The following is an 11,141-nucleotide window of genomic DNA, read 5'->3' on the forward strand; positions in this document are numbered from 1 at the left end:
CACGGTCGTCGTCGGCGCCGGCATGGTGAAGGAGATCCACACCTCGACGCTCGACCTCTTCGAGGAGATCCTCGGCCCGACCCGTACGTCCCTGGCCGTGAAGAAGGCCCGGCTCATCTTCTGCGCGCCCGACCCCGGGCTCACCCGCACGCCCAGCCCCTGGCCGTACCGCTACGCGCTGCCCGACGGCATCGGGCCCATGTCCGGCCGGACCGTCGTCAACCACGCGGGCATCTTCTGCGCCGAGCGCCTCGACATCGGCACCCGGTTCTTCCTCCGCCACCTCCCCGAACCCGGCGGCCCCGCGCGCATCGTGGACCTGGGCTGCGGGAACGGGGTGGTCGGCACGGCCGCGGCCCTGGCCGATCCGGAGGCCGAGGTGCTGTTCGTGGACGAGTCGTACCAGGCGGTCGCCTCCGCCGAGGCGACCTTCCGCGCCAACGCGGACAGCAGGGCCGAATTCCTGGTGGGCGACGGGCTGTCGGACCTCCCCACCGGATCGGTGGACCTCGTCCTGAACAACCCGCCGTTCCACAGCCACCAGGCGACCACCGACGCGACCGCCCGGCGCATGTTCGCCGGGGCGCGCGCCGCGCTGCGCCCCGGCGGCGAGCTGTGGGTCATCGGCAACCGCCACCTCGGCTACCACGTGCGGCTGCGCCGCCTGTTCGGCAACTGCGAACTGGTCGCGAGCGACCCGAAGTTCGTCGTCCTGCGCGCCGTCAAGCGCTGACCGTGCGGGGGCGAGGAGGCGAGGAGGCGGGGGGCGAGGGCAAGCCGGTCCTACTTCTCCCGCTGAGCCTGGGCCTGTCCGGCCGTGCGCTCGCGGGAAGCCGGGGGCGGCGCCCGCATGGCCGGTCGGGGAGCCGGGTCACGGCGCCGGGGCGCCCGTGACCGTTGCCGCCGTCACCAGTCGCCCCGCCAGATGTTGTCGAAGGCGGCCTGTTCGACGGCTCGCCGCTGCTTGTAGGCCTCCAGTTCCAGCAGCGCGTCGTTGACGGCGGCCAGTACGGTCGCTACCGCGTCGTTCTCCACGTCCGGGGAGGCCGCCGTCTCCTTGCCGCGGATCCCGAGGGCGGCCGTCAGGGCGTCGAGGACGGGCTCGCCCGAGGTCCAGCGCTCCACGGCCTCGCGGTGGGCGGGCGTGTCGACCGGCACCAACTCGCCGGTCTGGAAGGGCCTCCCGCGATGGCGCCGTCGAGTGAACTGCCCTTCTTCCTCCAGGGCGTTCGTGTAGGCGGCGGACAGGTTCCGCCCCCTGCGCCAGAGCCAGTCGCCGACCGACTCCTGCGGCGTCTCGCGAACCAGCGAGGCCGCGGCCTCCTCCAGCAGCGGATCGGCGCCGGTCGGCCGGTGGCCCGGCACGACGCGGTCGTCCTCCAGGCCGGCGGCCTCGGCGCCGAGGAGGTCGATCATCTCGGCCCCCGCGAGCGCGAGCGACAGGTCGCCCCGCTCCACGGGGCCGTGGTCCGCCGTGTCCATGGCGACATGCAACAGATCCCGCGCTGCGGTCATGAGCGGCTCCCCGTCGAGAGGCGTCCAGGGTCCGCGGTCCGGATCTCCCGGTTACGAGCCTACGGAGCGGGGGTGGCCACCGCATCTCACCGCGGTGGCCCGGCGACTCGGCCATCCCTATTGCATAAAAGTGCTGCGCTTCGTATAGTCATGCCATCGGCGAGGAGGTATCGATGGCGGCGGTACGGGCGGCAGTGGCCGGGGCGAGTGGATACGCGGGCGGTGAGGTGCTGCGGCTGCTGCTCGCGCACCCGGACGTCGAGATCGGCGCCCTGACCGGGAACTCAAATGCGGGTCAGCGGCTCGGCGCGCTCCAGCCGCACCTCCTCCCACTCGCCGACCGGGTCCTCGAACCCACCACGGCCGAGGCGCTCGCCGGGCACGACGTGGTCTTCCTCGCGCTTCCGCACGGCCAGTCCGCGGCGGTCGCCGAGGCGCTCGGCGAGGACGCGCTCGTACTGGACTGCGGGGCCGACTTCCGGCTGCGGGACGCGGGGGACTGGGAGAAGTTCTACGGCTCCCCGCACGCGGGCACCTGGCCGTACGGCCTGCCCGAACTGCCGGGGGCCCGCGACGCGCTGCGCGGGGCCCGGCGCATCGCGGTCCCCGGCTGCTACCCGACGGCCGTCTCGCTCGCGCTCTTCCCGGCGTACGCGGCCGGGCTCGTCGAGCCGGAGGCCGTGGTCGTCGCGGCCTCCGGCACCTCGGGCGCGGGCAAGTCCCCCCAGCCGCACCTGCTGGGCAGCGAGGTCATGGGCTCCATGAGCCCGTACGGCGTGGGCGGCGTCCACCGGCACACCCCCGAGATGGTCCAGAACCTCGGCGCCGTCGCGGGCGAGCCGGTCACCGTCTCCTTCACGCCCACCCTCGCCCCCATGCCCCGCGGCATCCTCGCCACCTGCACGGCCAAGGCGAGGCCGGGCACGACGGCCGCCGGGGTACGCGAGGCGTACGAGAAGGCGCTGGCCGCCGAGCCGTTCACCCGCCTGCTGCCCGAGGGCCAGTGGCCGTCCACCGCCGCCGTGTACGGATCGAACGCCGCCCTGATCCAGGTCGCGTACGACGAGGCCGCCGGCCGCGTCGTGGCGATCAGCGCCATCGACAACCTGACCAAGGGCACCGCCGGCGGCGCGGTGCAGAGCATGAACCTCGCCCTCGGGCTCCCCGAGGAGACCGGGCTCACCACGATCGGAGTCGCACCGTGAGCGACGCACGCGCAGCCGCTCGGCCGCAGACGACGACGAAAGCCGCACCGCTGCGCTGCGCGGGCGACAGTGACATCAGCCGCTGGCGCGGCGGAGCGAACAAGGAGATGCAGTGAGTGTCACGGCAGCAAAGGGATTCACCGCTTCCGGCATCGCCGCCGGGATCAAGGAGAACGGCAACCCCGACCTCGCGCTCGTCGTCAACACCGGGCCGCGCCGCGCCGCCGCGGGCGTCTTCACCGCCAACCGCGTCAAGGCCGCCCCCGTCCTGTGGTCCGAGCAGGTCCTCAAGGGCGGGCAGATCGCCGCCGTGGTCCTCAACTCCGGTGGCGCCAACGCCTGTACGGGCCCACTCGGCTTCCAGGACACCCACAGGACCGCCGAGAAGGCCGCCGACGTGCTCGGCGAGGGCGCGGCCGAGATCGCCGTGGCCTCGACCGGGCTGATCGGGATCCGGCTGCCCATGGACAGGCTGCTGCCGGGCGTCGAGAAGGCCGCCGCCGAACTCTCCGCGCACGGCGGCGAGAAGGCCGCCATCGCCATCAAGACCACCGACTCGGTGCACAAGACGGCCGTCGTGGAGCGGGACGGCTGGACGGTCGGCGGCATGGCCAAGGGCGCGGGCATGCTCGCTCCCGGCCTGGCCACCATGCTCGTCGTCCTCACCACCGACGCCGACCTCGGCGCCCCCGAGCTCGACAAGGCACTGAGGGCCGCGACCCGTACGACCTTCGAGCGGGTCGACTCCGACGGCTGCATGTCGACCAACGACACCGTGCTGCTGCTGGCCTCCGGCGCGGCCGGAACCACCCCGGCGTACGAGGAGTTCGCGGACGCGGTCACCGAGGTGTGCGCCGAGCTGGCCCGCCAGCTCGTCGGCGACGCCGAGGGCGCCTCCAAGGACATCCGCGTCGAGGTCGTGGGCGCGGCGAGCGAGGACGACGCCGTGGATGTCGGCCGCTCCATCGCCCGCAACAACCTCCTCAAGTGCGCCATCCACGGCGAGGACCCCAACTGGGGCCGGGTGCTCTCCGCGATCGGCACCACCTCCGCCGCCTTCGAACCGGACCGGCTGAACGTGGCCATCAACGGCGTGTGGGTGTGCAGGAACGGCTCGGTCGGGGAGGACCGGGAGCTGGTCGACATGCGCTACCGCGAGGTCCGTATCACCGCCGACCTCGCCGCGGGCGAGGAGTCCGCGGTCGTCTGGACCAACGACCTGACCGCGGACTACGTCCACGAGAACAGCGCGTACTCGTCATGACGGCCCGCAAGCACACCGCCCTGCCCAAGGCACAGACCCTCATCGAGGCGCTGCCCTGGCTGACCCGCCACCACGGCAGGACGGTGGTCATCAAGTTCGGCGGGAACGCCATGGTGGACGAGGAGTTGAAGGCCGCCTTCGCCCAGGACGTGGTCTTCCTGCGGCACGCCGGCCTCAAGCCGGTCGTCGTGCACGGCGGCGGCCCGCAGATCAGCGCCCACTTCGACAAGCTGGGCCTGGTCACGGAGTTCAAGGCCGGGCTGCGCGTCACCACGCCCGAGGCGATGGACGTCGTACGGATGGTGCTCGCCGGGCAGGTCCAGCGCGAGCTGGTCGGGCTGCTCAACCAGCACGGCCCGTTCGCCGTCGGCCTGACCGGCGAGGACGCGCACACCCTGACCGCGGTCAAGCGCTACGCCCGGATCGACGGCGAGAGCGTGGACATCGGCCGGGTCGGCGAGATCACCGAGGTCGACGCGGGCGCCATCCAGGCGCTGCTGGACGACGGCCGGATCCCGGTCGTCTCCTCCATCGCCCGCAGCGCCGACGACGGCCACGTCTACAACATCAACGCCGACACCGCGGCCGCCGCGCTGGCCGCCGCGCTGGGCGCCGAGACGCTGATGGTCCTCACCGACGTCGAGGGGCTCTACGAGGACTGGCCCGACAGCGAGGACGTCATCTCGCGCCTGACCGCGAGCGAGTTGGAGAAGCTGCTGCCCGAACTGGCCAGCGGAATGGTCCCGAAGATGGAGGGCTGCCTCCACGCGGTGCGCAACGGGGTCAACACCGCGCGCGTCATCGACGGGCGGGTGCAGCACTCGATCCTGCTGGAGATCTTCACCGACGAGGGCATCGGCACGATGGTCGTGCCGGACGCCGCTCAGGACGCGGACGCCGCGCAGGAGCCCGCCGCCGAGGGAATCCCGGTCGCCGAGGGAGCCCCGGTCGGCGGGGAAGCCCCGGTCGGCGGGGGAGAGGGAGGGAACGCATGACCAACCAGGAACTGACCCGGCGCTGGCAGAGCGCGCTGATGGACAACTACGGCACGCCGCCGCTGCCGCTGGTCCGCGGCGAGGGCGCGAGGGTCTGGGACGCGGACGGCAGGGAGTACGCGGACTTCGTCGGCGGCATCGCCGTCAACTCCCTCGGCCACGCCCACCCGGCCGTCGTCCGCGCCGTGACCGACCAGATCGCGACCCTCGGGCACGTGTCGAACCTGTTCGTCGCCGAGCCCCCGGTGGCCCTCGCCGAGCGGCTGATCGAGCTGTTCGGCCGGCCCGGGCTGGTCTACTTCGCCAACTCGGGCGCGGAGGCGGTCGAAGCGGCCTTCAAGCTCGGCCGCCGCACCGGCCGCCCGCACATGGTCGCCGCCCGGGGCGGCTTCCACGGCCGCACCATGGGCGCCCTCGCCCTCACCGGCCAGCCCGGCAAGCAGGAGCCGTTCCGGCCGCTGCCCGGCGAGGTGACCCACGTGCCGTACGGGGACGCCGACGCGCTGCGGGCGGCCGTCACCACCGACACCGCGCTCGTTGTGCTCGAACCCGTGCAGGGCGAGAACGGCGTGGTCGTGCCGCCCAAGGGCTACCTGGCCGCGGCCCGCGAGATCACCCGGGCCACCGGCACCCTTCTCGTACTGGACGAGATCCAGACCGGGATCGGGCGTACGGGCCACTGGTTCGAGCACCAGGCGCAGGGCGTCGAACCCGATGTGGTCACCCTGGCCAAAGGGCTCGGCGGCGGTCTGCCGATCGGCGCGACGGTCGCCTTCGGGCCCGCCGCCGACCTGCTGACGCCGGGTCAGCACGGTTCGACGTTCGGCGGCAACCCGGTGGCCTGCGCCGCCGCGCTCGCCGTGCTCGACACGATCCGGGACGACGGGATCCTCGACCACGTCAAGCGCGCGGGGGAGCGGCTGCGGTCCGGGATCGAGGGGACGGGCCACCCGCTGGTCGACCACGTCCGTGGCGCGGGGCTGCTGCTGGGTATCGTGCTCACCGAGTCCGCCGCACCTCACGTGCAGCGGGCGGCTCAGGAAGCCGGTCTCCTGGTGAACGCGGTCGCGCCCGACGTGGTGCGCCTCGCCCCTCCGCTGATCGTCGGCGACGGCGAGGTGGACGCGTTCCTCCGGGCGTTCCCGGCAGTCCTCGACGCCGCAGACGGGGACCGACGATCCGGAGAATGACGACGATGAGCGAGGCCCAGGGCGACCGGCACAGCGAGCGCGGCGACGCGGCGGGCGGACCGGCCCTGCCGCAGACCCGTACCGCCCGGCACCGCCGGATCGTGGACATCCTCGGCCGGCAGCCGGTGCGCTCGCAGAGCCAGCTGGCCAAGCTGCTGGCGGACGACGGGCTCTCGGTCACCCAGGCCACGCTCTCGCGCGATCTCGACGAGCTCGGCGCCGTCAAGATCCGCAACTCCGCGGGGGAGTTGATCTACGCGGTGCCGAGCGAGGGCGGGGACCGTACGCCGCGGGCGCCGCTGGGGGAGTCGGCGAGCGAGGCGCGGCTCGCACGGCTCGCGGGCGAACTCCTCATCTCCGCCGAGGCGTCGGCCAACCTCGTCGTACTGCGCACGCCGCCGGGCGCGGCCCAGTTCCTGGCCTCGGCCATCGACACGGCGGAGGTGCACGAGATCATCGGCACCATCGCCGGCGACGACACCCTCCTCCTCATCAGCCGCGCCCCGGACGGCGGCCAGGCTCTGGCGGACCACTTGCTGCGCCTGGCCCAGAAGGCGAGGTAGCCGTCCGGCTCGGATCGTAGTGTCCGCGACGCGCGCCAGCACGAAGGCCACCGGACCCCACCACAGCCGCAGCCGCGGCAGTGGCAGCAGTGGCAGCCACCGCCGCGTGAAGTGTGGCCCCGGGCCGGGTCTACGCCGTTCGCGGCGGCAGCGGCAGCGGAAGGGCCGGCAGGCCGTCGAGGCTGACTCCCACATGTCCCGACTCGCAGTACGCGGCGAACTCCTCGTCCGTCTTGCGGCCGAAGTGCTCGGCGTGCAGCGTCCGTTCCTCGCGGTAGTCCATGAAGGGGACGGCGAACCCGCAGCTGTCGCCGATCCGTTCGGCGCGCACCACGATGATCGCCCGCGCGCTGGGCCCGTCGGCCGCGGCGAAGTGCGGGATCAGCTCGGCCCAGCGGGGATCGTCGCGGAACACCGGCTCGCCCCGCCCGTGCACCCGCAGGATCGTCGGCGGCCCGTCGAATGCGCACCACATCAGGGTGATCCGCCCGTTCTCTCGGAGGTGGGCGATGGTCTCCGCCCCGCTTCCGCCGAAGTCCAGGTAGGCGACGGTCGCCTCGTCGAGCACCACCAGCGACCCGGCCCCGCCCCTTGGGCGACAGGTTCACATGCCCGTCCCCGGACAGCGGCGCGGTGGCCGTGAAGAACACCGGCTGCCCCTCGATAAACCGCCGAACCCTGCCGTCGATGCGTTCATAGACCTTTCCCCTGCCCGGATTATCCGGGCAGGCACGGTCTTCCGAGGAGCCCCGTCTCACCCATCGGCCGCCGCCTCGCGCCCCGCGTTGACAAAACATACGGGGAAGTGCATAGTTATACCTGCAAGCGAAGGCACCGTAAGGAGAACCCCGTGACCGAGCGCGTCGTACTCGCCTACTCGGGCGGCCTGGACACCTCCGTCGCCATCGGCTGGATCGCCGAGGAGACGGGCGCCGAGGTCATCGCCGTTGCCGTGGACGTCGGCCAGGGCGGCGAGGACCTGGACGTCATCCGCAAGCGCGCGCTCGCCTGCGGTGCCGTCGAGGCCGAGGTCGCCGACGCCAAGGACGAGTTCGCGGACGAGTACTGCCTCCCGGCGATCAAGGCCAACGCCCTGTACATGGACCGCTACCCGCTGGTCTCGGCCCTGTCGCGGCCCACCATCGTCAAGCACCTCGTCGCCGCCGCGAAGAAGCACGGCGCGACCACCGTCGCCCACGGCTGCACCGGCAAGGGCAACGACCAGGTGCGGTTCGAGGCCGGTATCGCCTCCCTCGCCCCCGACCTCAAGTGCATCGCCCCCGTCCGGGACTACGCGATGACCCGGGACAAGGCCATCGCCTTCTGCGAGGAGAAGCGGCTCCCGATCGCCACCACCAAGAAGTCCCCGTACTCCATCGACCAGAACGTCTTCGGGCGGGCGGTGGAGACCGGCTTCCTGGAGGACATCTGGAACTCCCCGATCGAGGACGTCTACGAGTACACCCAGAACCCGGCCACCCCCCGCGCGGCCGACGAGGTGGTCATCACCTTCAAGCAGGGCGTCCCGGTGGCCATCGATGGCAAGCCCGTCACCGTCCTCCAGGCGATCCAGCAGCTCAACGAGCGGGCCGGGGCCCAGGGCGTCGGCCGGATCGACATGGTCGAGGACCGGCTCGTGGGCATCAAGTCCCGCGAGGTGTACGAGGCGCCGGGCGCGATCGCGCTGATCGCCGCGCACCAGGAGCTGGAGAACGTCACCGTCGAGCGCGAACTCGCCCGCTACAAGCGGCAGGTCGAGCAGCGCTGGGGCGAGCTCGTCTACGACGGCCTGTGGTTCTCCCCGCTGAAGCGCGCCCTCGACGGCTTCATCAACGAGGCCAACGCGCACGTCTCCGGCGACATCCGCATGACCCTGCACGGCGGCCGGGCCGTCGTCACCGGCCGGCGCTCGCAGGAGTCGCTCTACGACTTCAACCTCGCGACCTACGACACGGGCGACACCTTCGACCAGTCCAAGGCGCAGGGCTTCATCGACATCTTCGGGCTGTCCAGCAAGATCGCCGCCAAGCGCGACCTGGCGTAGACACCGACCCGACGTACGCTCAGCCGCCTCCTTGCCGCATACGGTGAGGGGGCGGCCGCACATCCACACCCCGAGGAGCAACACGGTGAGCAACGGCAACTCCGGCGACGTCCGGCTGTGGGGCGGGCGGTTCGCCGACGGGCCCGCCGAGGCCCTGGCCAAGCTGTCCGCGTCCGTCCACTTCGACTGGCGGCTCGCGCCGTACGACATCGCCGGATCGCGCGCCCACGCGCGCGTGCTCCACCAGGCCGGGCTGCTCACCGCCGACGAGCTGGAGCGCATGCTCGCCGGGCTCGACCGGCTCGAGGCCGACGTCGCCGATGGCTCGTTCACCGGCACCGTCGCCGACGAGGACGTGCACACCGCCCTGGAGCGCGGCCTGCTGGAGCGGCTCGGGCCCGAGCTGGGCGGCAAGCTGCGGGCCGGGCGCTCGCGCAACGACCAGGTCGCGACGCTGTTCCGGATGTACCTGCGGGACCACGCCCGCATCGTCGGCGGGCTGCTCGCCGACCTCCAGGAAGCGCTGGTCGGGCTGGCCGAGGCCCACTCGGGCGTCGCCATGCCGGGGCGCACCCACCTCCAGCACGCCCAGCCCGTCCTCTTCGCCCACCATGTGCTCGCCCACGTCCAGGCGTTGGGCCGGGACGCCGAGCGGCTGCGGCAGTGGGACGAGCGGACGGCCGTCTCCCCGTACGGCTCGGGCGCGCTGGCCGGGTCCTCCCTCGGGCTCGACCCCGAGGCCGTCGCCGCCGACCTCGGCTTCGAGCGCGGCTCCTCCGGCAACTCGATCGACGGCACGGCCTCGCGCGACTTCGCCGCCGAGTTCGCCTTCATCACGGCGATGATCGGGATCGACCTGTCCCGGATCGCCGAGGAGGTCATCATCTGGAACACGAAGGAGTTCTCCTTCGTGACCCTCCACGACGCCTTCTCCACCGGCTCGTCGATCATGCCGCAGAAGAAGAACCCGGACATCGCGGAGCTGGCCCGCGGCAAGTCCGGCCGGCTCATCGGCAATCTGACCGGCCTGCTGGCGACGCTGAAGGCGCTCCCGCTCGCGTACAACCGCGACCTCCAGGAGGACAAGGAGCCGGTCTTCGACTCCTGCGACCAACTGGAGGTCCTGCTCCCGGCGTTCACCGGGATGATGGCCACGCTGACCGTCAACCGCGAGCGGATGGAGGAGCTGGCCCCGGCCGGGTTCTCGCTCGCCACCGACATCGCGGAGTGGCTCGTCAAGCAGGGCGTGCCGTTCCGGGTGGCGCACGAGGTGGCGGGGGAGTGCGTCAAGGAGTGCGAGGCGCACGGGATCGAGCTGGACCAGTTGACGGACGAGCAGTTCGCGAAGATCTCCCCGCATCTGACGCCCGAGGTCCGGACCGTGCTCGACGTTCCCGGCGCGCTCGCCTCGCGCAGCGGCCGGGGCGGCACGGCCCCGTCCGCGGTGGCCGTCCAACTCGCCGAGGTCAGGTCCGACTTGGCCGCCCAGCGGGCGTGGGCGGGCGCGAAGGGCTGACCTTCGCAGTACGGTGGCCGGGCCCCACCCGTACCCCCAGCGCAGGGAGCACCCCGATGCCCTTCGCCCGCCTGGCCACCGCCACCACTCCCACCGCCCACATCGGACTCGGCCTCGCCGCCGTCGGCAGGCCCGGCTACATCAACCTCGGCCGGGAGCGCGACCTGCCGGCCGATCGCACGGTCGAGGCGATGCGCGAGCGCGCGCACGAACTGCTCGACGCGGCCTACGCGCAGGGCGTGCGGTACGTGGACGCGGCCCGCTCCTACGGCCGGTCGGAGGAGTTCCTCGCCGACTGGCTGCGCGCCCGGCCCGACGTCCGGGACGTGGTGATCGGCAGCAAGTGGGGCTACACGTACACCGCCGACTGGCGCACCGACGCCGAGGTCCACGAGGCCAAGGACCACAGCGCCGAGACCTTCGACCGGCAGAGCGCGGAGACGCGGGAGCTGCTCGGCGACCGGCTGGACCTCTACCAGATCCACTCCGTGACCCCCGACAGCCCGGCCCTCACCGACACCGCCCTGCACGCCCGGCTGGCGCGGCTCGCGGCCGAGGGCGTGAGCATCGGCCTGTCCACGAGCGGGCCGGGCCAGGCGGACGCGATCCGGGCCGCGCTCGGCGTCGAGGTCGACGGGGAGCGGCTGTTCCGCACGGTGCAGAGCACCTACAACCTGCTGGAGACCTCGGCGGCCGAGGCGCTGGCCGAGGCGCACGAGGCCGGACTGACCGTGCTCGTCAAGGAGGCCGTGGCCAACGGGCGCCTGGCCGGGGCCGAGGCGCCCCCGGCCCTGAGGGAGGTCGCCGAGGAGACCGGCTTCGGCTGCGACGCGGTCGCCCTGGCGGTGG

The 11,141-nt window shown here is 72.7% G+C and carries 9 protein-coding genes and 2 pseudogenes; 9 read left to right on the forward strand and 2 right to left on the reverse strand.

The features are described 5' to 3' along the window. Nucleotides 1-733, forward strand: a 733-nt coding sequence (locus tag AOK16_RS22225; RefSeq protein WP_157859308.1) for a class I SAM-dependent methyltransferase, incomplete at its 5' end; no start/stop codon positions are given. A 173-nt stretch (nucleotides 734-906) separates the two neighbouring features. Here the strand turns inward: AOK16_RS22225 and AOK16_RS22230 are convergent. Next, nucleotides 907-1,515, reverse strand: coding sequence for a GOLPH3/VPS74 family protein (locus tag AOK16_RS22230; RefSeq protein ID WP_055473945.1), 609 nt, complete (start codon nucleotides 1,513-1,515; stop codon nucleotides 907-909). 173 nt (nucleotides 1,516-1,688) lie between these two features. Between AOK16_RS22230 and argC the strand changes: the two genes are divergently transcribed. The 5 genes and pseudogenes from argC to AOK16_RS22255 all read left to right on the forward strand — a co-directional run bounded on the left by argC (nucleotide 1,689) and on the right by AOK16_RS22255 (nucleotide 6,732). Beyond that, a complete protein-coding gene (gene argC / locus AOK16_RS22235) occupies nucleotides 1,689-2,720 on the forward strand; it encodes an N-acetyl-gamma-glutamyl-phosphate reductase (protein WP_055473946.1) in 1,032 nt (343 codons plus the stop codon). A gap of 112 nt (nucleotides 2,721-2,832) precedes the next feature. After that, nucleotides 2,833-3,984, forward strand: a complete 1,152-nt coding sequence (argJ, locus tag AOK16_RS22240; RefSeq protein ID WP_055473947.1) for a bifunctional glutamate N-acetyltransferase/amino-acid acetyltransferase ArgJ — start codon at nucleotides 2,833-2,835, stop codon at nucleotides 3,982-3,984. Next, nucleotides 3,981-4,907, forward strand: a pseudogene (gene argB, locus AOK16_RS22245) (acetylglutamate kinase); the annotation flags it as partial. The gene argJ and the pseudogene argB, both read left to right, overlap by 4 nt. A gap of 68 nt (nucleotides 4,908-4,975) precedes the next feature. After that, nucleotides 4,976-6,169 carry an acetylornithine transaminase gene (locus tag AOK16_RS22250; RefSeq protein WP_055473948.1) on the forward strand — a complete coding sequence of 398 codons (1,194 nt, stop codon included), beginning with the start codon at nucleotides 4,976-4,978 and terminating at the stop codon, nucleotides 6,167-6,169. Between the two features lie 5 nt (nucleotides 6,170-6,174). Then, nucleotides 6,175-6,732 carry an arginine repressor gene (locus tag AOK16_RS22255; protein WP_055473949.1) on the forward strand — a complete coding sequence of 186 codons (558 nt, stop codon included), beginning with the start codon at nucleotides 6,175-6,177 and terminating at the stop codon, nucleotides 6,730-6,732. 130 nt (nucleotides 6,733-6,862) lie between these two features. Here the strand turns inward: AOK16_RS22255 and AOK16_RS22260 are convergent. Further along, nucleotides 6,863-7,421, reverse strand: a pseudogene (locus AOK16_RS22260) (pyridoxamine 5'-phosphate oxidase family protein). 161 nt (nucleotides 7,422-7,582) lie between these two features. Between AOK16_RS22260 and AOK16_RS22265 the strand changes: the two are divergent. The 3 genes from AOK16_RS22265 to AOK16_RS22275 all read left to right on the forward strand — a co-directional run. Then, nucleotides 7,583-8,776, forward strand: coding sequence for an argininosuccinate synthase (locus tag AOK16_RS22265; protein ID WP_055473950.1), 1,194 nt, complete (start codon nucleotides 7,583-7,585; stop codon nucleotides 8,774-8,776). 85 nt (nucleotides 8,777-8,861) lie between these two features. Continuing rightward, nucleotides 8,862-10,292 carry an argininosuccinate lyase gene (gene argH, locus AOK16_RS22270; RefSeq protein WP_055473951.1) on the forward strand — a complete coding sequence of 477 codons (1,431 nt, stop codon included), beginning with the start codon at nucleotides 8,862-8,864 and terminating at the stop codon, nucleotides 10,290-10,292. A 56-nt stretch (nucleotides 10,293-10,348) separates the two neighbouring features. Then, on the forward strand, nucleotides 10,349-11,141 hold a 793-nt coding region (locus AOK16_RS22275), incomplete at its 3' end, for an aldo/keto reductase (RefSeq protein ID WP_055473952.1).

The organism is Streptomyces pathocidini, assembly GCF_001418495.1.
GTDB lineage: Bacteria > Actinomycetota > Actinomycetes > Streptomycetales > Streptomycetaceae > Streptomyces > Streptomyces pathocidini.

Coding starts and splice junctions, on each gene's coding strand:
- AOK16_RS22230 (WP_055473945.1), bottom strand. CDS start 1,515: ATGACCGCAGCGCGGGATCTGTTGCATGTCGCCATGGACACGGCGGAC.
- argC (WP_055473946.1), top strand. CDS start 1,689: ATGGCGGCGGTACGGGCGGCAGTGGCCGGGGCGAGTGGATACGCGGGC.
- AOK16_RS22250 (WP_055473948.1), top strand. CDS start 4,976: ATGACCAACCAGGAACTGACCCGGCGCTGGCAGAGCGCGCTGATGGAC.
- AOK16_RS22255 (WP_055473949.1), top strand. CDS start 6,175: ATGAGCGAGGCCCAGGGCGACCGGCACAGCGAGCGCGGCGACGCGGCG.